20 protein-coding genes are annotated in these 21451 nt (G+C 62.8%); 15 read left to right on the forward strand and 5 right to left on the reverse strand.

The genetic code is table 11. The annotated features are described in order from the left end of the window. Positions 1-2 precede the first annotated feature (2 nt). The gene (locus tag AC0IYN_RS22400) at positions 3-821 is read left to right on the forward strand and encodes a sugar phosphate isomerase/epimerase family protein (RefSeq protein ID WP_458375500.1); all 819 of its coding nucleotides are present in this window, start codon (positions 3-5) and stop codon (positions 819-821) included. 50 nt (positions 822-871) lie between these two features. Continuing rightward, positions 872-1834: a Dyp-type peroxidase gene (locus tag AC0IYN_RS22405; RefSeq protein WP_471843302.1), complete on the forward strand. Its 963-nt coding sequence runs from the start codon at positions 872-874 to the stop codon at positions 1832-1834. Here AC0IYN_RS22405 and AC0IYN_RS22410 read toward each other — a convergent pair. Next, entirely contained in the window at positions 1831-2703 is an 873-nt protein-coding gene (locus AC0IYN_RS22410; protein ID WP_471843304.1) for an undecaprenyl-diphosphate phosphatase, read from the reverse strand. The two genes, AC0IYN_RS22405 and AC0IYN_RS22410, sit on opposite strands and share 4 nt — an antisense overlap. Positions 2704-2882: 179 nt before the next feature. Between AC0IYN_RS22410 and AC0IYN_RS22415 the strand changes: the two genes are divergently transcribed. The 6 genes from AC0IYN_RS22415 (at position 2883) to AC0IYN_RS22440 (ending at position 10034) form a co-directional block, all read left to right on the forward strand. Next, positions 2883-3389 carry a GNAT family N-acetyltransferase gene (locus AC0IYN_RS22415; RefSeq protein WP_368945950.1) on the forward strand — a complete coding sequence of 169 codons (507 nt, stop codon included), beginning with the start codon at positions 2883-2885 and terminating at the stop codon, positions 3387-3389. Between the two features lie 256 nt (positions 3390-3645). Beyond that, positions 3646-5202, forward strand: a complete 1557-nt coding sequence (locus tag AC0IYN_RS22420; protein ID WP_406596421.1) for an ABC transporter substrate-binding protein — start codon at positions 3646-3648, stop codon at positions 5200-5202. Positions 5203-5215: 13 nt separating this feature from the next. Then, positions 5216-6157 carry an ABC transporter permease gene (locus AC0IYN_RS22425; protein ID WP_406596422.1) on the forward strand — a complete coding sequence of 314 codons (942 nt, stop codon included), beginning with the start codon at positions 5216-5218 and terminating at the stop codon, positions 6155-6157. Then, complete coding sequence (locus AC0IYN_RS22430; protein WP_457239243.1) at positions 6154-7008, forward strand: ABC transporter permease; 855 nt, start codon at positions 6154-6156, stop codon at positions 7006-7008. The genes AC0IYN_RS22425 and AC0IYN_RS22430 overlap by 4 nt, the downstream gene beginning before the upstream one ends. A gap of 2 nt (positions 7009-7010) precedes the next feature. After that, on the forward strand, positions 7011-8639 hold the full coding sequence (locus AC0IYN_RS22435) for an ABC transporter ATP-binding protein (RefSeq protein ID WP_406596424.1): 1629 nt from the start codon (positions 7011-7013) through the stop codon (positions 8637-8639). A gap of 111 nt (positions 8640-8750) precedes the next feature. Continuing rightward, positions 8751-10034: an OprD family porin gene (locus AC0IYN_RS22440; protein WP_406596425.1), complete on the forward strand. Its 1284-nt coding sequence runs from the start codon at positions 8751-8753 to the stop codon at positions 10032-10034. 272 nt (positions 10035-10306) lie between these two features. Here the strand turns inward: AC0IYN_RS22440 and AC0IYN_RS22445 are convergent, their stop codons facing one another. Next, positions 10307-11185, reverse strand: a complete 879-nt coding sequence (locus AC0IYN_RS22445) for an FCD domain-containing protein (RefSeq protein ID WP_471843310.1) — start codon at positions 11183-11185, stop codon at positions 10307-10309. Between the two features lie 141 nt (positions 11186-11326). Here AC0IYN_RS22445 and AC0IYN_RS22450 point away from each other — a divergent pair, with 141 nt between their 5' ends. Genes AC0IYN_RS22450 through AC0IYN_RS22460 form a run of 3 tightly spaced genes read left to right on the forward strand, consistent with a single transcriptional unit; the run spans position 11327 to position 15558 of the window. Beyond that, on the forward strand, positions 11327-12832 hold the full coding sequence (locus AC0IYN_RS22450; protein ID WP_471843313.1) for a serine hydrolase domain-containing protein: 1506 nt from the start codon (positions 11327-11329) through the stop codon (positions 12830-12832). Between the two features lie 12 nt (positions 12833-12844). Further along, a complete protein-coding gene (aptA, locus tag AC0IYN_RS22455; protein ID WP_457248188.1) occupies positions 12845-14140 on the forward strand; it encodes an omega-aminotransferase AptA in 1296 nt (431 codons plus the stop codon). Continuing rightward, positions 14137-15558, forward strand: a complete 1422-nt coding sequence (locus AC0IYN_RS22460) for an aldehyde dehydrogenase family protein (RefSeq protein ID WP_471843315.1) — start codon at positions 14137-14139, stop codon at positions 15556-15558. The genes aptA and AC0IYN_RS22460 overlap by 4 nt, the downstream gene beginning before the upstream one ends. On the opposite strand, the gene AC0IYN_RS22465 is transcribed toward AC0IYN_RS22460, so the two are convergent. Next, positions 15545-16483 (reverse strand): GlxA family transcriptional regulator, encoded by a 939-nt coding sequence (locus AC0IYN_RS22465; RefSeq protein ID WP_406596429.1) that lies wholly within the window; start codon positions 16481-16483, stop codon positions 15545-15547. The two genes, AC0IYN_RS22460 and AC0IYN_RS22465, sit on opposite strands and share 14 nt — an antisense overlap. 173 nt (positions 16484-16656) lie before the next feature. On the opposite strand from AC0IYN_RS22465, the gene AC0IYN_RS22470 reads away from it, so the two are divergent. The 3 genes from AC0IYN_RS22470 (at position 16657) to AC0IYN_RS22480 (ending at position 19163) form a co-directional block, all read left to right on the forward strand. Then, positions 16657-17286, forward strand: a complete 630-nt coding sequence (locus AC0IYN_RS22470) for a TetR/AcrR family transcriptional regulator (protein WP_457239249.1) — start codon at positions 16657-16659, stop codon at positions 17284-17286. Beyond that, the gene (locus AC0IYN_RS22475) at positions 17283-17960 is read left to right on the forward strand and encodes a type 1 glutamine amidotransferase domain-containing protein (RefSeq protein ID WP_471843319.1); all 678 of its coding nucleotides are present in this window, start codon (positions 17283-17285) and stop codon (positions 17958-17960) included. Before AC0IYN_RS22470 ends, AC0IYN_RS22475 begins: the two co-directional genes overlap by 4 nt. 78 nt (positions 17961-18038) lie before the next feature. Then, the gene (locus AC0IYN_RS22480) at positions 18039-19163 is read left to right on the forward strand and encodes an alkene reductase (protein WP_457239251.1); all 1125 of its coding nucleotides are present in this window, start codon (positions 18039-18041) and stop codon (positions 19161-19163) included. 42 nt (positions 19164-19205) lie between these two features. Here AC0IYN_RS22480 and AC0IYN_RS22485 read toward each other — a convergent pair whose 3' ends face one another. Both AC0IYN_RS22485 and AC0IYN_RS22490 read right to left on the reverse strand, forming a co-directional pair. After that, on the reverse strand, positions 19206-20204 hold the full coding sequence (locus tag AC0IYN_RS22485) for an NAD(P)H-quinone oxidoreductase (protein WP_406596432.1): 999 nt from the start codon (positions 20202-20204) through the stop codon (positions 19206-19208). Beyond that, positions 20201-20395, reverse strand: a complete 195-nt coding sequence (locus tag AC0IYN_RS22490) for a hypothetical protein (protein WP_471843320.1) — start codon at positions 20393-20395, stop codon at positions 20201-20203. The genes AC0IYN_RS22485 and AC0IYN_RS22490 overlap by 4 nt, the downstream gene beginning before the upstream one ends. Before the next feature lie 168 nt (positions 20396-20563). Between AC0IYN_RS22490 and AC0IYN_RS22495 the strand changes: the two genes are divergently transcribed. Further along, entirely contained in the window at positions 20564-21439 is an 876-nt protein-coding gene (locus AC0IYN_RS22495; protein ID WP_406596434.1) for a LysR family transcriptional regulator, read from the forward strand. Positions 21440-21451: the final 12 nt, after the last annotated feature.

Below are 21451 nucleotides of genomic sequence, written 5' to 3' on the forward strand. Positions count from 1 at the left end.
TTATGCGCCAATTCCTGGTGTTCCAATCCCTGTGGGCCATGCAAACCGAGCCCGGTTCGTTCGATGCCCAACTCGACCGCATCAAGGCCGCCGGTTTTGACGGCATTACCGACCATTACTTCAAGCCCGCCGACGTCGCGCGTTTGCACGCCGCCGCTACAGCCAGGGGCCTGCAGGTCGAAGGCCAGTTGTTCCCGCAAACGGTGGACGACCTGGCGGCCGCGCTCGATGTGATCAGCGGCTACGGCTGCCACCACCTCACCCTGCAAGCCGATGTGCGCCCGCGTACCCAATCCGAGGCGGCCCGGTTGATCGAAGGCTGGCAACGCCTGGCCGAGCAGGTGGATTTTCCGGTGCTGCTGGAAACCCACCGTTATCGGCTCACCAATGACCTGTTGTTTACCCTCGACCTGCTGGCGCAAATGCCAGATTTGAAGCTGCTGGCCGACCTGTCCCACTACGTGGTCGGGCGTGAACTGCCTGAGCCAGGCGCGCCTGAAGACGACGACTATATCCGCACGATTTTGCGCCACAGCTGGGGTTTCCACGGCCGTGTCGCCAGCAGCGAACAAGTGCAGGTCTCCCTGGACTTCCCCCAACACCAAGCCTGGGTACAGCGTTTTACCCAGTGGTGGCGCTACGGGATCGAAGACTGGCTGGCCCGGCCCGACATGTCACAGAGCCTGTCCTTTACCTGCGAACTGGGGCCGCCGCCCTATGCGATTACCGGTGCGGACGGCCGCGAAATCAGCGATCGCTGGGCCGAAGCGCTGAAGATGCAGGCGCTGATTCGCGAGGTGTGGGAGAGCTGTCAGGCATGATCTGCTAATCTGCGCGAGTTGAATTTCGCCCTTTAGCCTGGACTTTCACCATGACACCATCCTCCGTTCAGCCGCCCCTTGAGCCACAGTCCGTCTGCCATCCCATCACCAGCAGCGCGATTTTCATGGTTGCCACGGTCGCCCCCGGCAGTGAAGACACCGTGCGTGGCTGGTGCGCGGACATCGCCGGCTTGGTGCGTTCGGTGGGCAAGCGCGTACCGGCGGGCAATCTGACCTGCGTCTGCGGGTTTGGCTCGGACGCGTGGGACCGGCTGTTCGGCACACCGCGCCCAGCGGCGCTGCATCCGTTTCGTGAGTTCGGCGTAGAAGGGCGCAAAGCGGTGTCGACGCCGGGGGATATCCTGCTGCATATCCGTGCCGAACAGATGGACCTGTGCTTCGAGTTGGCCACCCACATCATGACGGCCCTGGGCGACAGCGTGCAGGTGGTGGATGAGGTCCAGGGTTTCCGCTATTTCGATATGCGCAGCATCATCGGCTTTGTCGACGGTACCGAGAACCCGGTGGGGCGCAAGGCCGAGGGGTTCACCATTGTCGGTGATGAGGACAGTGAATTTCGCGGCGGTAGCTACGTGCTGGTGCAGAAGTACCTGCACAACATGACAGCCTGGAACGGCCTGACGGTGGAGGCCCAGGAGAAGGTGATCGGGCGGACCAAGCTGTCGGATATTGAATTGGACGAAGAGACCAAACCGAGCAATTCCCACAGTGCGCTGACAGTCATTACCGACAAGAACGGCGATGAAGTGAAGATCCTGCGCGACAACATGCCTTTCGGCCGCCCCGGTGCCGGTGAGTTCGGCACCTACTTTATCGGCTATGCGCGTTCGCCGGAGCCTCTGGAATTGATGCTGGAAAACATGTTCGTCGGCCGTCCGGTCGGCAACTATGACCGCCTGCTGGATTTCAGCACGGCGGTCACCGGCGGCCTGTTTTTCGTGCCTTCGGCCGATCTGTTGGAAGAACTGGCCGAGCGTGAGCCACAGGCTTAAGCCAGCAACCCGGTACTGACCGCCACAATCAGGAAGATCCCCAGCAACGCGCGATAGATCACGAACGGCCAGGTGGAGCACCGCTCCAGGAACTTCATCAGGCCCCAGATCGCAAAAAACGCCGAGATGCTCGCCACCACCAGGCCGAACAGCAAATGCGGCCAGGCATGGGCGGGCATGTCGGCGTGCAGCAGCACCCACAGCTCCTTCAGGCCGGCGAGGGCGATGGCCGGCAGGCCCAGCAGGAAGGAGAACCGCGCGGCTTCCTCACGCTTGAAGTTCAGGAACAGCGCGGCGGTGAGGGTGGAACCGGAACGCGAGACGCCAGGAATCAACGCGCCAATCTGCGCAACCCCCACAATCAACGCATCCCGCAGGCGCATTTCACCCATCTCCCGGGTGTGGCGTGCGCGCATTTCCGCCACGGCCAACAGCACGGCCATGACCACGCAGGAAATACCGATCACCATCAGCCCCCGCAACGGCGAGTTGCAGGCATTCAAGGTTGACGACAGCGCCAGGCCGGCGATCCCGATCGGCACGGTCGCCAGCACAATCGCCACCGCCAGCTTGAACCAGCGATCGTTGTAGTCACCTCTGCGCACGGCGTCGATGCTGCCGGTGGTCACTTGGCGCACGTCGCGCCAGAAATAACTGACCACCGCCGCCAGCGCTGCCAACTGCATGGCCGCCGAAAACGCCGAGCCGGGATCTTGCCAGCCGAGCAGGGCGGGCACTACGCGCATATGGGCGGTGGACGACACCGGCAACAGTTCGGTAATGCCCTGGATCACGCCCAGGATGAAGATCTGCAGGTAATCCAGGGATGCAAAACCGACATCCAGGCCGGCGGAACAGACGTTGCTCACAATACGTGTCCTTGAAAAAGGGGAGGCAATTTCGCGGAGTTTATTCGAAATGTTTCAGGGTTTTGGGGGAGGCAACACGTATTTGCAATCGGTTCAGCAAGTAGAAAGGTTGGCGACGCTATTGGACTGTCCCCGCGTTTTGTGAACAATGTCGCCCTGCATTCCTGACCGAGAGCCCCATGCCTGAAACCACCGTCGAACTGATCCAGACCGGCCCGGAGCACGCCGAGCTGATCCGCAATCTCTACCAGTACTACGCTTATGAGTCGTCGGACTGGGAGCAGGAAGATGTCGAGGCGGACGGCCGCTTCTACATCCATGACGAACACCTGACCCGTTACTGGCAGGACCCGCAATGGAGCGCCAACCTGCTGCTGGTCGATGGCTATATCGCCGGCTTCCTGCTGATCGAAGGCAGCGAACTGCCGGGCATCGACGCCCTGGAGCTGGCCGATCTGTTCATCCTCAAGCGCTACCGCCGCAAAGGCATCGGCCGCGCCATCGCCAGCCAGGTGCTGTGCAGTGGCGACGCCAATTGGCTGGTGCGCTTCTATGACCAGGACGAAGTGTCCCAAGCGTTCTGGCGCACAGTGCTGGATAACCTGCCACGTCCGGTGCAGACGATTGAGCTGGATGATGACCCGCAGTTGGTGAGTTACCTGATTACGCGGGCGGCGTTGCACTGATAGACGCGCGCCGGCTCATCCCTGCAAGAGGCTTCGGCCTCTTTTTTTTGCCTGTGATTTAGCTATCAATGTTTTTATATGCTTAAAAAAACATTTACAAGGATGCTGCTTGCTGTGAATATGTTCAGGCGAATTTAAAAAAACAAAAACGTCCGCGGTGCTGATCTCGATCAGACCATAACAACAACGACCTAACACAGGCTTGAAGCCGGCTCCTGCCCCTGGCCGGTCTTTTCAGCGAAGGAGAACATCTCCCGTGAATCGCTTACTCAATGGAACGCTGTGCGTCACCCTCGCATTGGGCGCCGGCCTTGCGCAGGCCGAGACCGCCTTGCGTGTCGGCTTGAACGCCGATATCCGTAGCACCGAACCCGGCGTCAACCGTGACGAAAATACCGACACGGTGATGCTGCACATCGTCGAGGGCCTGGTGGCCCACCGTGAAGACGCCTCTGTCGGCCCGCTGCTGGCCCGCGAGGTCAAACGCTCCGATGACGGCATGACCTACACCTTCACATTGCGCGACGGGGTGCATTTCCAGAACGGTGCGACGCTGACCGCCCAGGACGTCAAGTGGACCTGGGAACGCTACCTCAACCCCAAGACCCAATGGCGCTGCCTGGCAGAGTTCGATGGCCGCGGCGGGGCGAAAATCACCGGCATCGACACCCCGGACCCCCTCACGGTTGTATTCCACCTCGACCAGCCCAGCGGCCTGTTCCTGGCGTCGATGGCGCGCCCCGATTGTGGCGGCAGCGGCATCCTGCACCCCGACTCGCTGGCGGCGGACGGCAGCTGGAAGGCGCCGGTTGGCACCGGCCCGTTCAGCCTCGGCGAATGGAAGCCCGGACAGTACGTGGTGCTATCGCGCTTCAAGGACTACAGCCCGCGCGATGACGCCGGGCCGGACGGCTTTACCGGCAAGAAGACCGCCCTGGTCGACGCCGTGCGCTTCATGGTGATTCCCGATCCTTCGTCGGCCAAGGCCGCCCTGATGTCCAACAACATCGACCTGTTGCCCAACGTCAGCGCCAGCGACGCCCAAGAGCTGAAAGCCACGCCGGGCGTGCAGATTTCGTTCAGCCCGATCATGGCCATCTGCGGCCTGTTGTTCCAGACCAACGACCCGCTGCTCAAGGATGTGCGTATCCGCCAGGCCATCGCCCATTCCCTCGACTACGGGCAGATGGTCACCGCGCTCTCCAACGGCACCTCCGAACCGAACAACTCGGCGATCCCGCAAACCAGTCCGTTCTACAGCGCCACCGCCAGGCAGGGTTATCGCTACGACCCGCAGGAAGCCCAGCGCCTGTTGAAAGAGGCCGGCTACCACGGCCAGCCGATCAAGATGATCGTCAACAAACGCTATTCGCAGATGTTCGACATGGGCCTGCTCAGCCAGGCGATGGCCGTGGCCAGCGGCTTGAACATCCAGATGGAAACCCTGGAGTGGGGTACCCAACTGGAACGCTACCAGAGTGGCAACTACCAGATGATGGCGTTCTCTTACTCCTCGCGCCTGGACCCGGCCACCAGCTTCGACTCGCTGATGGGCGACAAGACCAAGGAACCGCGTAAGGTCTGGGATAATCCCCAGGCCCAGGCGGTGCTGCGTGACGCGGTGCGCGAGAGCGACACGGCCAAGCGCCAGGCGCTATTCGACCAGTTGCACACCATGATGATCCACGACACGCCGATGGTGATCATCTACAACGGCACGGTCGCCGCAGCGCTGCGTGACAGCGTCAAGGGCTTCCATTCGTGGCCGGTTTCGTCGCCACGGCTGTGGGGCGTCAGCCTCGCGGCGCACTAACGGGGCCTCCAGCATGTTGCGTTTTATCCTGCAAAAACTCGCCATGGCGGTCCCCACCCTGTTGCTGATCTCGGTGATGGTGTTCGCGCTGATCCGCCTGATTCCGGGCGACCCGGCGCTGCTGATGCTCGGCGACATGGCCGACCCGCAAAGTCTGGCCGACATGCGCCACACCCTCGGCCTGGATCACTCGTTGGTGACGCAGTTTCTGATCTGGTTCAAAGCCGTGTTGAGCGTTGACCTGGGGTTTTCCATCAGCACCAAGCAGGCGGTGCTGCCGCTGATTCTCGACCGCTTCAGCGTCAGCGCGACCATCGTGCTGGTGGCTGTGCTGTTGGCCACGCTGATCGCGGTGCCCATTGGCCTGATCGCCGCGTGGAAACAGAACAGCGCGCTCGACCTGGGGCTGGTGTCCATCGCGACCTTGCTGCTGTCGATCCCCAGCTTCTGGCTTGGGCTGCTGTTGCTGCACGCGTTCGGCATCCAGCTCGGCTGGTTGCCGGTGGTGGGCTACGTCAGTTTCTCCCAGGCGCCGTGGCAAGCCATGAGCTACATGGTGCTGCCGGTGGTGACCTTGACCCTGGTGGAAGTCGGCGCGATCACCCGCATGGCACGGGCCAGCACCATCGAAGTGCTGCGCCTGGAATACATCGCCCATGCCCGGGCCAAAGGCTTGTCAGAGCGTGCAGTGTTGTGGAAACACGCGTTGCCCAACGCCTTCGCGCCGACCTGGACCCTGGTGGGGTTGATCCTCGGCAACCTGCTGGGTGGCATCGCGGTACTCGAAACCGTGTTCACCCTGCCAGGCATCGGGCGGCTGATGGTGGACGCGATTTTCGCCCGCGATTATCCCGTGCTGCAGGGCTGCCTGCTGCTGATCACCTTTATCTACGTGCTGGTCAACCTGTGTGTGGATCTGCTCTATCCGCTGTTCGATCCAAGGGTGAAGTTATGAGTTCGACGATTACCGTGCCCGCAGCGGCCAAGCATCGGCGCGTGTGGGTGCCGGCCAACGCATTGATCGGTGGTGGCCTGCTGGTGGTGTTGATTGCGCTGGCGTTGATCGGGCTGGTGTGGTCGCCGTTCGACCCGCTGAAGATCGACCTGATGTCGCGCTTCCAGGCCCCATCGGCCGCCCACTGGCTGGGCACCGACGAATTTGGCCGCGATGTGTTCAGCCGTCTGTTGATCGGCGCGCGCACCAGCCTGTGGGTGAGCCTGCTGACGGTCAGCGTTGCCGTGCTGGCAGGCACGTTCATCGGCATGCTCGCCGGTTACCTGCGCGGCTGGACGGACCGCGTGCTGATGATGTTCAACGACGCGCTGCTGGCTTTTCCCGGCATCCTTATGGCGTTGGGCATCATGGCGATCATCGGCGCAAGCAAGTACGGCATCGTGCTGGCCTTGGGCATTGCCTACACGCCGTCGGTGGTGCGCGTGGTGCGCGGTACCGTGCTGTCCCTGCGTGAGCTGGAGTACATCGAAGCCTCGCGAGTGATCGGCAACTCCGAGCTGTACACCATGCTGCGGCACATCGCGCCGAACTGCCTGGCGCCGTTGTGCGTGCTGGCCACCAGCATGTTCGGCTGGGCGCTGCTGTCGGAAAGCGCCCTGAGCTTCCTCGGCCTGGGCGTACCGCCGCCGGCGGCGACGTGGGGCAACATGCTTGCCAGCAGCCGGCCGTACATCGCTTCAGCACCCTGGCTGGGCGTGTTCCCCGGGCTGTTTATCTGCCTGACATTGCTGGCGATCAACCTGTTTGGCGACGCCCTGCGTGATCGTCTCGACCCCCGGATGAGGAAGTGAACATGTCCGCCAATCCTGTTTTGTTGAACGTCGAACACCTGAAGATCCGTGTGGGCGAACACGGCCCACTGGCGGTGGATGACCTGAGTTTCAGCATCGCGCCGGGCGAGATCGTGGCGCTGGTAGGGGAGTCCGGCAGCGGCAAGACCATGGCCGCTCGTGCCGCTATCGGCCTGTTGCCGTTACCGATGCAAGTGTGCGGCGGACGCCTGGATTTCCAGGGGCGCGACCTGGCGAGTGTCAGCCCTGAAGCGCTGCGTGCGATTCGCGGCGCCAGCATCGGCATGGTGTTCCAGGAGCCGATGGTGTCGCTCAACCCGGCGTTGAAAATCGGCCAGCAAATGAGCGAAGCGCTCAAGCTGCACACCGACCTCGACCCACCGCAGATCCGCGAACGGTGCCTGACCATGTTGCGCCGCATCGGCATCAAGGCCGCCGAGCGCTGCCTGGAGTCCTATCCGCACCAATTCTCCGGCGGCATGCGCCAGCGCATCATGCTGGCCTCGGTGATGTTGCTGCGCCCGGCCTTGCTGATCGCTGACGAACCGACCACGGCCCTCGACTGCCTGGCGCAACTGGATGTGATCGAGTTGATGCTCGAACTGACACGCGAGCAGGGCACCGCGATCCTGTTTATCAGCCATGACCTGTCGCTGGTGGCGCGATACGCCCACAAGGTGGTGGTAATGCGTCATGGCAAGGCGGTGGAGCAGGGCAGCATCGAAGACATCCTGCTCGCGCCCAAGGCCGAGTACACCCGCCAACTGCTGGAAGCGTTGCCGCGTCGGGGCGTGTTGGCGCCATTGCCGGTCAGCAACGGGCCCTTGGTTGAAGTGGATCAGGTGTGCATCGAGCACCCTGGGCCGACCACGTTCTGGGGCAAGCGTCAGCACAACCGCGTGGTGCATTCCGCCAGCCTGGTGATCGCCCCCGGTGAAACCCTGGCGCTGGTGGGCGGCAGCGGCTCGGGCAAGACCACCCTCGGGCGTTCCTTGGTGGGGCTGATCAAACCCTGTGCCGGCTCGATCCGCTTCAAGGGCGTGGACATCCTCAAGGCCGCCAACCGCACCCACCGCCTGCAATGCCAGATGATCTTCCAGGACCCCTATTCGTCCCTGAACCCGCGGATGAAAATCGGTGAAATCCTCGCTGAACCGTTGCGCCACGAACCCGGCTTGAATGCCGCCGAGCGCCGTGAGCGGGTGACGCAAACCCTCAAGGACATCGGACTGGGCGAGCAATTTGTCGAGCGTTTCCCCCACCAGCTCTCCGGTGGCCAGCGCCAGCGTGTCGCCATTGGACGAGCGTTGGTGCGCCACCCGCAACTGGTGATTGCCGACGAACCGATCTCGGCGTTGGACATGACTATCCAGAAACAGATCCTCGAACTGTTCGAACGCCTGCAGGCGCAGTACGGCTTTGCCTGCCTGTTCATTTCCCATGACCTGGCGGCGGTGGAGCGCATTGCCCATCGGGTTGCGGTGATGCATCAGGGCAACGTGGTGGAAGTGGGCGCGCGCGAGCAGATCTTCGATCACCCGCAGCACCCGTACACCCGGCAATTGCTGGCCGCCGCCAGCCCGCTGGAGCAACTGCCGGACGGTGGCTACCGAATACGACCGGCCATTTAAACCCCTGATTTCACCCGGCGCGCAGGCCCTCACGCCTGCGCGATGGGGAATGTCGTGCCCAGAAAAACAATAAGACCTACTCACCCATAACGACTGCCAGGAGCCAAGAACATGCACAACAACAATCTCAACCTGATCGTGAAGGGCGTCGGCCTCGTGAGCGGAGGGCTGCTGTGCGCCCCGGCCCAGGCTGATTTCTTCAAGGACAGCAAGGCAGATCTGGACCTCAAGAACTACTACTTCAACCGCGATTATCGTGAAGACGCCGGGCAATCCAAGCGTGAGGAATGGGCCCAGGGATTTATCCTGAACCTCAAGTCTGGCTTTACCGAAGGCACCGTCGGCTTCGGTGTGGACGTGGTAGGCATGCTCGGCCTGAAGCTCGATTCCAGCCCTGACCGCTCCGGCTCCGGCCTGTTGTCCAGGGACAACGATGCCACGCCGGGTAAGCCGAGCTATTCCAAGCGCGCCCATGACGAGTATTCCAAGTACGGCGTGACCGGCAAGGTGCGCTTCGCCCAGAGCGAGCTGCGCAGCGGTTACCTGCTGCCGGACCTGCCGACCTTGCAGCCCAACACCAGCCGGCTGTTCCCGCAGACCTTCCGGGGCACTCAGGTGACGTCCACGGACATCGCCGGGCTGGCGTTGATCGGCGGGCAGATCGACCAGACCAAGCAGCGCGAATCCACCGAATACGAAGACATGGGGTTGACCAGCCAGAGCGGCGCCTACAAAAGCACCGCCAAGAGTGATCGTTTCCGCTTTGCCGGTGGCGATTACAAGCTCACGCCGGGGATGACGTTGAGCTACCACTTCGCGCAGTTGGAGGATATCTACCAGCAGCATTACGTAGGGTTGAAAAATAGTTTCGCCCTGGGCGGTGGCACGCTCAAGACGGACATCCGTTATTTCGATGCGGACAAGTCGGGTGCGGGCCTGGCGGGCAAGGTGGATAACCGTGCGCTGAGTACGCGGGCGATGTTCAGCTACAAGGGGCACAGTGTGGGTGGGGGGTACCAGGAGCAGTATGGGGATACCCCGTTTACTTATGTGGACGGGACCAATACCTATCTGTTTTCCGAGTATCAGTTGAGTAATTTCTCGCAGACCAATGAGCGGGTCTGGCATGCGCGGTATGACTTTGACTTTGCCGCGCTGGGCGTACCGGGGCTGACGTTTTCAACGCGTTGGGCCAAGGGTGATCAGGCGCAGGTGAAAGGGTTTGTGGGGGAGGGGCGTGAGTGGGAGCGGGATATTGATTTGGGGTATGTGGTTCAGTCTGGAGCGCTGAAAGGGGTGTCGTTGCGTTGGCGCAATGGGTTGAGCAAGGCTAACTATTTCCGGGATATGAATGAGAACCGGGTGATTGTTGGTTATACCGTGGCGCTTTGGTAATGAGCGCTTTGGGGTGCATTGCTGTGGTTACGGCGGCTAACCCGGCGTCCTGCCGGGCTCGCTTCGCATCGAGCGTGCGCTTTTCTGTAGGAGCCGGCTTGCCGGCGAACAACGTGAGGGCGCCGCGATTATTCTGGTTTGTCGCGTCCTCGTTGACGACCATCGCCGGTAAGCCGGCTCCTACAGGGATTGCGAATGTTTTTGAGGCCTGGCCGGTTTCGAGAGCGCTTCGAGGTCGGGTCGGTTCCGAGAAGGGCGTGGAGGCGCACCCCTCATCCCTTGTTGCGTGCCACGCGCAATTTGCTCGCCACATCCAAGTGTCGATGCAGCAGTGTCGACGCCCATTCGTTATCGCCCTGCTCCAGGGCATCCAGAATCGCCAGGTGTTCACAGCACGAGACCTTGACCCTTTCCTGATTGTTCACGGTGTGGAACTCGGTCAGTCGACGCAACCGGTTCTGCTGCTGGATCGCCTGCAGGATGTAGCCGTTACCCGAAGCGGCCGCCAGCAGTTCGTGGAATTCGGCGTTGTACTCAATAAAGCGTTGCCCATCGACTTTGCCTTCCAGCAGTTCCATCTGGCGTTCGCGGCAGCGGCGGAATTGTTCGGGGTTGATCTTGAAGGTCGGCTCCAGCAACCCGGCTGGCTCCAGCAGCATGCGGAAGCGGTAGCTCTCGAAGCGGGTCTGCGGGCTGTTCAGCGTCGGCAGGAACTGCCAGCCGTGCCCGTGCTTGCGCTGCATCACGCCTTCATCGGAGAGGCGCAACAGGCAGCGGCGCAGCACGCTTTTGCCGACGACATAGCGGCGCAGCAGGTCGCTCTCGGAGATCTGGTCGGGCAGCACCTGGTTCAGCCGGTCGTCGATCAGCCGCGTGTACAGCTCGTCCTCTTCGTTGTGCAACTCGGTGAACTGCTGCGCCAAGCCTTCGGTGGTTTCCAGCGGTACGCGATAGCCCTGTTGCGGCAGCGGCTCAATGGCTTTCTGTTCGGCCAGGTACGCCAGTGCGCTGCGGATGGGCGAGCGCGAGACGCCCAGGCGCTGGGCCAGTTCCACTTCCTTGAGGTGCAGACCAGGTTGCAGGTCGCCGCTGGCGATGGCGGCAAGGATCTGGCCGGCGACTTTGGTCTGCAGCGAGGTGAGTTGAGACATGGTGCGAGGTCGTTCCTGTGACAGGGGAGGCAAGGATAACCGGAAAAACTGAATTATAGGGGGCTCAAATACATCAGGGCCGCAGCGAATAAATCTTTATCTGCATTATTTGAAATATAAAAACATCATTGAGGACCCATCATGACCTACATCCCGCTGCCCAGAGCCTTGCCCCATGAGTGCGGCGTCGACCCGTCCGGCGTCGTTGACTTCCTCCAAGCCGTGACCGAGCAAGGCCTTGAGCTGCACAGTTTCCTGCTGTACCGCCAGGGCGCAGTGGTGGCCGAGGCGTATTGGCAGCCCTATTCGGCGCATCGCCTGCACGTGCAGCATTCGGCCACCAAGAGCTGGACGGCTACGGCAATCGGCCTGCTGATCGACGACGGTCGCCTGAGCCTCGATGCCAAGGTGGTGAGCTTTTTCCCCGACCTGTGCCCACAACCTATCAGCGCCAACCTGGCGGCCATGACCGTGGAAGACCTGCTGACCATGCGCACCGGTCACACCCGTGGCATTTCTGGCGGCGACTGGCGCAACCTGCAGAGCAGCTGGGTCGAGGCCTTTCTCAATGAGCCGGTGGACGAGCCACCTGGGCAGTCGTTTATCTACAGCAGTGCGTCAAGTTTCATGTTGTCTGCCATCGTCACACAGGTGACTGGGCAGACGATGCACGCCTTGTTGCAGGCGCGCGTCCTCGACTACCTGGGGCTCGATCACCTGGGGTGGGACCTGGCTCCCGGTGGTTTCAACTCCGGAGGTAATGGCTTGAGTTGCACCAGCGAAGATTCGTTGAAGTTTGGCGTGTTGCACCTCAATCATGGCCAATGGCAAGGGCGCCAGTTGCTGTCGCCACAGTGGGTCAGCGAGGCCACGCGCAATCAGGTGCAGGACGTGTGGATGGGGGAGTTCGACGGCAAGCAGTACCTGCCGCGCGACAAGAACAAAGCCAATGAAGCCCAGCGTGAAGGCTACGGTTACCAATGGTGGATGACCGAACACGGCGGTTATTACGCCTCGGGCGTGTTCGGCCAGCAGTGCATGGTGCTGCCGGAACAGGACACGGTGATTGTCTTCACCTGCGGCCTGCGCCTGGGAGAAAAGCGCTTGCACGCGGCGCTGTGGCAGCACCTGTTCCCGGCGCTGGGGCGTGCCGCCGTTGATGCCAGTGCCAGTCAGGCGCAGTTGGATGCGCTGATCGACGGCCTGCGCCTGCCCACGCTGCACGGTTTGCAAAGCTCGCCCGCCAGCCGTGCACTGCAGGGCCGTTTCGCCATCGAACCGAATGAGGATGGCGTGCGCGAAGTGGCTTTCGATTTCCAGGCGGATTACTGCGATTTCACCCTGGTGGATCATCGCGGCACTCATCACGTGCGCGCCGGTTTCCGACAGCCGATCGAGACCCTCACCAGCATCACCGGCAATTACTTGCACCACCAGTACCAGCCTGAACAGACCGCCGTGGTCGCGCAGGCCTGCTGGTCCACGGAAGGTGAGTTACGTATGGACTGGCGCTTCGTCGAAACCGCCTTTGGCGACCACGTTACCGGTCGCGTGCAGGACGGGCGCCTGCGATTCGACCGGGGCGTCAACACCAACGCCGGTGCCCTGCAACGCCCGACCCTGATCGGCTCACGAATCCCGCTTTAAGGAGTACAAATGATGACCTCTTCCCTGTGGGCACCCTTTACCGCAATGCGCCCCTTCAACCGCCAACCAATGCTGTTCGACCGCGCCGCCGGCATGCACTACACCACCACCGAAGGGCGCGACGTGCTCGATGCGATGGCCGGGTTGTGGTGCGTCAATGCCGGGCATGGCCAGCCCCGTATCGTCGAGGCCATCCGCGAAGCGGCAGGGCGCCTGGACTTTGTGTCCTCGTTCAAGATGAGCCACCCGGCGGCGCTGACCCTGGCGGATCAGCTGGTTGCCAAAGCGCCAGCCGGCCTGGACAAGGTGTTCTTTACCAACTCCGGTTCCGAGGCAGTGGACACTGCCTTGAAGATCGCGCGCGCCTATCATCAGGCCCGAGGCGATTGCCGGCGCACCAAGCTGATCGGCCGCGCCAAGGGCTATCACGGCATGGGGTTTGGCGGTCTGTCGGTGTCGGGCATCGGCCGGCAGAAGCGTGATTTCGGGCCGTTGCTCGGCGACGTGGCGCACTTGCCGTTGCCCTATGACGCTGGCTCGCGTTTCAGCCCCGGCCAGCCGGAGCAGGGCGCGCACTATGCGGATGCGTTACTGCACTTACTGGAAGTACACGACCCGGCCACGGTGGCGGCAGTGATTGTCGAACCGGTCACCGGCTCGGGTGGGGTCTACGCGCCGCCCCTGGGCTACCTGCAAAAACTGCGCGAGATCTGTGACCGGCATGGCTTGCTGTTGATCTTCGACGAGGTCATCACCGGCTTCGGTCGTGTAGGCCATGGGTTTGCCGCCCAGGCCTTTGGCGTCACCCCCGACTTGATGACCTTGGCCAAGGGCCTGACCAACGGCGCGGTGCCCATGGGCGGCGTGCTGGTCAGCGACGCGGTGTACGAGGCGTTCATGCAGGGCCCGGAACAGGCTATCGAGCTGATGCACGGTTACACCTATTCGGCCCATCCACTGGCTTGCGCCGCCGGTTTGGCGACCCTGCAGGTGCACGAAGAGCTGGGCCTCAATGCGCATGTACGGCAGATGGCGCCGTTGTGGCAGGACACCGCGCTGGCCTTGCGTGAGCAGGCCTTGGTGCTGGACGTACGTGCCATTGGCCTGCTTTGCGCGGTCGAGCTCAAGCCCCGTGAGGGTGCCCCCGGTGCGCGGGCGGCAGAGGTGGCCCAGCGGTGTTTCGAGGCGGGCGTGCTGGTGCGCGCCTCCGGAGAAAACATCGTGCTATCGCCGCCACTGATCATCAACCAGGAACAGGTCGCGCAGGTGTTCAGCAGCTTGGGCCTGGCACTTGAGGCGACGCGATGAATCACCTGGATTTCTACATCGACGGGCAGTGGGTCAAGCCCCTGGGCGGCGACACCTTGCCGGTGATCGACCCGACGACAGAGCGAACCGTCGCGACCATCAGCCTCGGCACCCTGGCCGACCTCGACCGCGCTGTCGCTGCGGCCAGGCGCGCCTTCGACAGCTATGGGCAATGGACGCGCGAGCAACGCCTGGAGCTGCTGGCGGCGATCATCGACCGCTATCGCCAGCACAGCGAAGCCCTGGCGCAATGCGTGCACCAGGAAATGGGCGCACCGCTTTCACTGGCACGCAGTGCCCATGTGCCTGCGGGGTTGGGCCACTTGCAGCGTGCCTATGACGTGCTCAAGACGTATGACTTCGAATACGCCCACGCCAGCACCCTGATCAGCCGCGAACCGATAGGGGTGTGCGGCCTGATCACACCCTGGAACTGGCCACTCAACCAACTCACCTGCAAGCTCGCTCCGGCCCTGGCCGCGGGCTGCACGATGGTGCTCAAACCCAGTGAAAAGGCGCCGCTGTCGGCGATGCTGCTGGCCGATATCCTGGACCAGGCCGGGGTGCCCAAGGGCGTGTTCAACCTCGTCAATGGCGACGGTCCTACGATGGGTGACGGCATCGCCCGGCATGCCGGGATCGATATGGTCTCGTTTACCGGTTCCACTGGCGCGGGCATCGCTGTGGCCAAGGCGGCGGCGGACACGGTCAAGCGTGTCTCCCAGGAGCTGGGCGGCAAATCGGCCAACCTGATTCTCGCCGATGCGGACCTGGACGCTGCCGTGCGACACGGCGTGAGCAGCTGTTTTCGCAACAGCGGCCAGTCCTGTAATGCGCCGACGCGCCTGCTGGTGCCGCGTGCCTTGCAGGCGCGGGCAGTGGAAATTGCCCAGGAGGTCGCCGCGCAGAGCTGCTTTGATGACAGCAACCCCGTGACCGCCATGGGGCCTCTGGCCAACCAGGCGCAATTCGAACGGGTGCAGGCGCTGTTGGCGGCCGTGGACGTCCCGCCGGTGTGCGGCGGTGCAGGGCGGCCGCCGGGCATCACCCACGGTTTCTATGTGCGGCCCACGGTCTACGCCGATGTCCACCCCGACCTGCCGATTGCCCGCGAAGAGGTGTTCGGGCCGGTGCTGGTGATCATTCCCTACGACAGCGAAGAGCAGGCGATTGCCATCGCCAATGACAGCCCCTATGGCCTGTCGGGCTACGTCACGGCCGGCACGCTGGAAGGCGCGCGCAGGGTCGCCCGCCGTCTGCGCACGGGGATGGTCCATCTCAATGGCAGCAAGGCGGACAACGGCGCGCCCTTTGGCGGGTACAAGCAGTCCGGTAATGGCCGTGAGTGGGGGGTATTTGGCCTGGAGGACTACCTGGAAGTGAAATCGCTGTTTGGCTACCAACCTACCCTGGGATGAACAGCGCTTGCTGCATCACCTGCGGCGGCTGCCCGAACGCCCTTAGAAACGCCTGGCGCATGCGCTCGCGATCACCAAAACCGGTTTCGCGGGCCACCACTTCAACCGGGTGGCGACTGGTTTCCATCATCGCCCGGGCGGCTTCCACCCGCAGGGATTCGATGGCCTTGGCCGGCGTTTGCCCGGTCTCTTCACGGAACACCCGGCTGAACTGGCGCGGGCTGAGCCGGGCGACGTCGGCCAGGGCTTCCACCGAAAGGTCGTGGGTCAGGTTCTCGCGGGCGTAGGCCAGGGCCAGTTGCACGCGGTCTGACTTGGGGTCCAGCTCCAGCAGCGCCGACAACTGCGATTGCTCACTGCCGCGCCGTTGGGCGATCACCAGTTTGCGCGCTATGCGCCGGGCCAGGTCGCTGCCCAAGTCGTTCTCCACCATGGCCAGGGCCAGGTCCACGCCGGCACTCATGCCGGCGCCTGTCCACACTTGGCCGTCGACGATAAACAGCTTGTCTTCTTCCAGGCGAATGTCTGGGTAGCGCTTGCGAAAGGCCGGAGCGTGAATCCAGTGGGTGGTGGTGCGCTTGCCTGCCAGCAGGCCGGCTTCGGCCAACACGAAGATGCCCATGCACAAGGAAGCCACGCGCCGCGACTGGGCGGAGGCGGCCTTGACCAGTTCGAGCAGGTTGGCTTCCGGCAGGCGGAATTCCAGGTAGCCACTGACGATGAGGGTGTCGTAGCCCTCCGGCCGGATCGGCGTGGTATTCACCGAGAAACCCTGGGACGTCATCACCGCGCCGCCACTCTCCGACACCAGGTGAAACTCATAGGCCGGCTCGCCGCGCAGCAGGTTCGCGCACTCGAACACCGACCCCAGGCTGAGGCTCAGGGACTGGAAGTTCGGGTAAACCATCAGCGCAACGCTGTGCATCGTCATTCTCCAAGGGGCGCGGGAGAGGGGATTGTCGGCGCGTGCCGGGTAAACGGCAACTGCCTTCGCGGCATGTCCGGAATCCTTGCGGATCTGACATTGTGCGCAATTGCCCCGCCTCCTAACATTCCCTCAACGAACTAGACGACTGGTCTAATCGGACGGGATGAAGCATGAGCAACGAAACCAAAAGTGCAAGGCAGACCATTCTCGATACCGCGCAACGTATTGTCGGTCGCAAAGGATTTTCTGCGGTGGGCCTGAACGAAATACTGCAAGCCGCCGAAGTACCCAAAGGTTCGTTTTATCACTACTTCACCTCCAAAGATGCGTTCGGCGTTGTATTGCTCGACCACTACTTCGACCACTACGTGCACGGCATGCAGCAACTGTTCGACCAGCCGGGTTTAACCCAGCACGCCAAGTTGATGCGTTATTGGGACTGCTGGATCGACAACCAGACCGGCTGCACCGACGCGGGCAAATGCCTTGCCGTCAAACTCGGCGCTGAGGTGTCAGACCTTTCAGAGCCGATGCGACTGGCCCTGCAACGCGGCACTGCACGCACCATCGGGTTGCTGGCCGAGGCCTTGCAGCAGGGCGTCGAAGACGGCTCGGTAGCGATTACGCAACACCCGGACAGCCTGGCCCGGCGTCTGTATGCGTTGTGGTTGGGCACCAGCGTCATGAGCAAGATCACCCGTACTACGGCGCCTTTTGACGAGGCGTTGGGGTTGACTCGACAGTTGTTGGGTCAGCCGGAAGAAACTGACATTCACACCTATCGAGGCACTGGAAAATGAAAGTATTAATGGTACTGACCTCTCACGACCAGCTCGGCGATACCGGGCGCAAGACCGGCTTTTGGCTCGAAGAGTTTGCCGCCCCCTATTACGCGTTCAAGGACGCCGGTGCCGAGGTGGTGCTGGCTTCTCCCGCCGGCGGCCAGCCGCCTCTGGACCCGGTGAGCGACCAGCCGGACTTCCAGACCGAACAGACCCACCGCTTCGCCGCCGACCCGGCTGCGCAGCAGGCCCTGGCGACCACGCAGAAGCTCGATTCGGTCAACGCCGATGACTTCGACACCGTGTTCTACCCAGGCGGCCACGGCCCGCTGTGGGACCTGGCGGAGTCGCCGGTGTCGATCGCCCTGATCGAGTCCTTCGAGCGCGCTGGCAAGCCGATCGGTTTCGTCTGCCACGCACCGGGTGCCTTGCGTCATGTCAAGGCGGTCAACGGCGACCCATTGGTCAAGGGCCGTCGCGTCACCGGGTTCTCCAACTCGGAAGAAGCGGCAGTGGAACTGACCAATGTGGTGCCGTTCCTGGTGGAAGATGAGTTCAAGAAGTTGGGTGGCCTTTATGAGAAAGGCGCTGACTGGCAATCCTTTGTCATCACCGATGGCTTGCTGGTCACCGGGCAAAACCCAGGCAGTTCCAGTGATGTCGCCAAAGCCCTGCTGACACTCACCGCTTAATTAACTGACCGCTTGATGCATTGGCGACTTTTATAAGTCGCCAATGCTTTAGCGCGCCCGCTATTTGGAAATGATTCAATGAATGAGCCTATTTTAAGTACCCCGGTAAAACTGGGGCACCACACGCTGAACAACCGTATTGTGCTGCCGCCGTTGACACGCCAGCGCAGTGCGCAACCAGGCAATATCGCCACCGACTTGATGGCCGAGTACTACCGCCAGCGCGCGAGTGCCGGTTTCATGGTCAGCGAGGGCACACAGATTGAACCGCGTGGCCAGGGCTATGCCTGGACGCCAGGTATCTACTCCCCGGCGCAGATCGACGGCTGGCGCAAGGTCACCGAGGCGGTACATGCCGAGGGCGGGGTGATCTTCGCCCAGCTGTGGCACGTTGGCCGGGTGTCCCACAACGCCTTGCAGCCAGACGGCGCGGCACCTGTCGCACCCTCGGCACTCCAGGCGCTGCAGGCCAAGGCCTTCATCGAAACCGCGCCGGGCGAGGGGGAGCTGAAGCAACCGCCGGTGCCGCGTGCCTTGACCGCCCTGGAGATCGAGGAACTGGTCGGGCACTACGCCCAGGCCGCACGCAATGCACTGGATGCCGGCTTCGACGGGGTGGAGATCCATTCGGCGAATGGTTACCTGGTCAATCAGTTCATCTCGGCCCACGCCAACCAGCGTGATGACGAATACGGTGGCTCGCTGCACAACCGCCTGCGCTTTCTGCGCGAGATCGTCGAAGCCGTGAGCGCGGTGGTCGGGCCTGAGCGGCTGGGGGTGCGTTTCTCACCGCTGTTCAGCGGCACTGATCAGGACCGGGTGTATATCGGCCTGGTGGAAGACGATCCGCATCACACCTACGTCGAAGCGATCAAGGTGCTGGAAGAGTCGGGCATCGCCTATGTGTCCATTGCCGAAGCAGACTGGGATAACGCCCCAGTGTTGCCCGAATCGTTCCGCCGCGCGGTGCGCGACACGTTCAGCGGGCGCATCATCTACGCCGGTCGCTACACTGCTGAGCGCGGTGCCGGTCTGGTCGAAGCCGGGCTGGCGGACTTGATCGCGTTCGGGCGGCCGTTCATTGCCAACCCAGACTTGCCACAGCGGTTGTTCAACGGGTGGCCGTTGAATCCGCTGCGGGTGGAAGGGATGTACGGCGGTGGTGCAGAGGGCTATATCGACTACCCGGTGTACGCCCAATAGCCAGGCAACGCTGATCAAGGTGGGAGCTGGCCAGCCCCTGTGTTACTCCACGCGCAGCACGATCTTGCCAATGTGATCACCGCCCTCCATCCGCGCGTGGGCCTGGGCGGCGTCGGTGTATTCGTACACCTTGTCGATGATCGGCAGGCAACGCCCGGCGGCCAGCACCGGCCACACGTATTCGCGCAGTTGTTCGGCAATCGCGGCCTTTTCTTCCCGGGTGCGTGCACGCAACAGCGAGCCGGTAATCACCGCCCGTTTGCCAAGGATGCTCAGCAGGTCGACGTCGTTGGCCTTGCCACCACCGAGGAAGCCCAGCATCACCAGGTGACCGTCCATGGCCAGGGACTTGATGTTGTTGTTCAAGTAGGAGGCGCCCATGATGTCGAGGATCACGTTCACGCCCTTGTCGCCGGTCCGCTTGGCGATGACCTCGGCAAAGTCCTGCTCGCGATAATTGATCGGCTCGGCGCCCAGCTTGGCAATCGCGGCACACTTGTCGGCACTCCCGGCGGTGGCGAAGGCCTGGATGCCGAACTCGCGGCACAGCATCAGGGCGGTGGTGCCGATGCCGCTGGTACCGCCGTGGATCAGCACGCGCTGGCCTTTGTGCGCACCGCCGAGGCCGAACAGGTTGGCCCACACGGTAAAGAAGGTCTCCGGCACGGCGGCGGCTTGAATCCAGTCCATGCCCTCCGGGATCGGCAGGGCCTGGCTGGCCGGTACGCTGCAGAACTGCGCGTAGCCGCCGCCATTGGTCAGGGCGCAGACCTTGTCGCCGACGACGTACTCGTTCACGCCATCGCCCAGGGCGACCACTTCACCCGCCACTTCCAGGCCTGGGATCGGGCTCATGCCGGGTTTCATCGGGTACTTGCCGGCGCGCTGCAGGGCGTCTGGGCGGTTGACCCCGGCGGCATGCACGCGGATCAGGATTTCGCCGGGGCCTGCGACTGGCACATCGGCGCGGCGCGGTTGCAGCACTTCAGGTGCGCCGGGTGTGGTGATTTCGATCAGGGTCATTTCTTTAGGAAGCGTCATTTCAAAGTACCTGCAGCGATGAGCGTATGGGTTGGGACCGTGTCGAGCGGTCGACGGTTCAGCACAATCATGCCCAGTTCCAGGGCCAGTGCGACCACGATCGCGCCGACGGCGATCGCCGACAGCAGGCGCCAGGCGAAAAACCACACCACCGACAGCGCAAAGCCACAGGCGAAGAACGCCAGGCACACAGGCCGGCGACGATCGGCAGCCAGACCGCGCTGCGGGATGAAACAGGGGTGTCGAGCATGATGAAGGTCCTGAAGGTTTCTCTGGTGCCAGCATAGCGAGGTTTTTCGATGCAATAATGCAGCGAATTAGCGTCATTGCGTTGCATATATGCATCACTGGAGGGCGGTATGAATTGGGATGATGCACGGGTGTTCCTGGCGGTGTGCCGTGAGTCCACACTGCGCGGTGCCGCGCGGGTGCTGGGGGTGGACCAGGCCACGGTAGGGCGGCGGATCAATGCCTTGGAAAAGTCCTTGAGCGCGACCTTGTTCCTGCGCACCTCCGAAGGCTACGCGCTCACGGCGGTAGGCGAAGCGGCGTTGCTCTCGGTGGAGAAAATGGAGCGCTCAGCCCTCGACCTGGAGCGGCAGATCCAGGGCCTGGATGACCGCCTGACCGGCACGGTGCGGGTCAGCACCACCGACTCCCTGGCCATCGACTTCCTGATTCCGTGCATCGCGCGCCTGCACGACAAACACCCCGACGTGCGCGTGCAACTGGACGCCTCCACCCAGATCCTCAGCCTGGCCAAGCGTGAAGCCGATATCGCCGTGCGCAACACCCGCCCGGACAACCCCGACCTGATCGCCCGGCGCATTGCACGCTGGCCGGTCGGGCTGTTTGCATCCCAGGGCTATATCGACCGTCACGGCGTGCCCACGTCGGGCAGCCTGTTCGAAGGCCATGACCTGGTGGTCTACCAACCCTACCTGCAAAGCCAGAAGGACATGAGCCTGGTCTCTGAGCCCGTGGCGCGCGGGCGCATTGTCGCCGCCTTGAGTTCCAGCCTGCTGGTGCGCCGCTCCATCGCCGCGGGTATCGGCATTGGTGAAATCCCGGTGTCCACCGGTGAGCGCGACGGGCTGGTGCGCCTGTGGCCGCAGCGTACCCGGCCACTGCCGTATGACGTGTGGCTGGTGACCCACGCCGACCTGCGCCACACCGCCCGGGTGCGCGTGGTGATCGACGAAATCGTCGCCGCGTTTGCCGGCACCGGGGACTGAGGTCAGCACAGG

The organism is Pseudomonas sp. AC112 (assembly GCF_979253545.1).

What these genes read in the sequence shown, in the direction of transcription:
- AC0IYN_RS22495 (WP_406596434.1), top strand. Translation starts at nt 20,564, where the DNA reads ATGAATTGGGATGATGCACGGGTGTTCCTGGCGGTGTGCCGTGAGTCC.
- AC0IYN_RS22440 (WP_406596425.1), top strand. Translation starts at nt 8,751, where the DNA reads ATGCACAACAACAATCTCAACCTGATCGTGAAGGGCGTCGGCCTCGTG.
- aptA (WP_457248188.1), top strand. Translation starts at nt 12,845, where the DNA reads ATGACCTCTTCCCTGTGGGCACCCTTTACCGCAATGCGCCCCTTCAAC.
- AC0IYN_RS22445 (WP_471843310.1), bottom strand. Translation starts at nt 11,185, where the DNA reads ATGTCTCAACTCACCTCGCTGCAGACCAAAGTCGCCGGCCAGATCCTT.
- AC0IYN_RS22465 (WP_406596429.1), bottom strand. Translation starts at nt 16,483, where the DNA reads ATGCACAGCGTTGCGCTGATGGTTTACCCGAACTTCCAGTCCCTGAGC.
- AC0IYN_RS22435 (WP_406596424.1), top strand. Translation starts at nt 7,011, where the DNA reads ATGTCCGCCAATCCTGTTTTGTTGAACGTCGAACACCTGAAGATCCGT.
- AC0IYN_RS22400 (WP_458375500.1), top strand. Translation starts at nt 3, where the DNA reads ATGCGCCAATTCCTGGTGTTCCAATCCCTGTGGGCCATGCAAACCGAG.
- AC0IYN_RS22470 (WP_457239249.1), top strand. Translation starts at nt 16,657, where the DNA reads ATGAGCAACGAAACCAAAAGTGCAAGGCAGACCATTCTCGATACCGCG.
- AC0IYN_RS22480 (WP_457239251.1), top strand. Translation starts at nt 18,039, where the DNA reads ATGAATGAGCCTATTTTAAGTACCCCGGTAAAACTGGGGCACCACACG.
- AC0IYN_RS22430 (WP_457239243.1), top strand. Translation starts at nt 6,154, where the DNA reads ATGAGTTCGACGATTACCGTGCCCGCAGCGGCCAAGCATCGGCGCGTG.
- AC0IYN_RS22450 (WP_471843313.1), top strand. Translation starts at nt 11,327, where the DNA reads ATGACCTACATCCCGCTGCCCAGAGCCTTGCCCCATGAGTGCGGCGTC.
- AC0IYN_RS22460 (WP_471843315.1), top strand. Translation starts at nt 14,137, where the DNA reads ATGAATCACCTGGATTTCTACATCGACGGGCAGTGGGTCAAGCCCCTG.
- AC0IYN_RS22415 (WP_368945950.1), top strand. Translation starts at nt 2,883, where the DNA reads ATGCCTGAAACCACCGTCGAACTGATCCAGACCGGCCCGGAGCACGCC.
- AC0IYN_RS22405 (WP_471843302.1), top strand. Translation starts at nt 872, where the DNA reads ATGACACCATCCTCCGTTCAGCCGCCCCTTGAGCCACAGTCCGTCTGC.
- AC0IYN_RS22425 (WP_406596422.1), top strand. Translation starts at nt 5,216, where the DNA reads ATGTTGCGTTTTATCCTGCAAAAACTCGCCATGGCGGTCCCCACCCTG.
- AC0IYN_RS22475 (WP_471843319.1), top strand. Translation starts at nt 17,283, where the DNA reads ATGAAAGTATTAATGGTACTGACCTCTCACGACCAGCTCGGCGATACC.
- AC0IYN_RS22485 (WP_406596432.1), bottom strand. Translation starts at nt 20,204, where the DNA reads ATGACGCTTCCTAAAGAAATGACCCTGATCGAAATCACCACACCCGGC.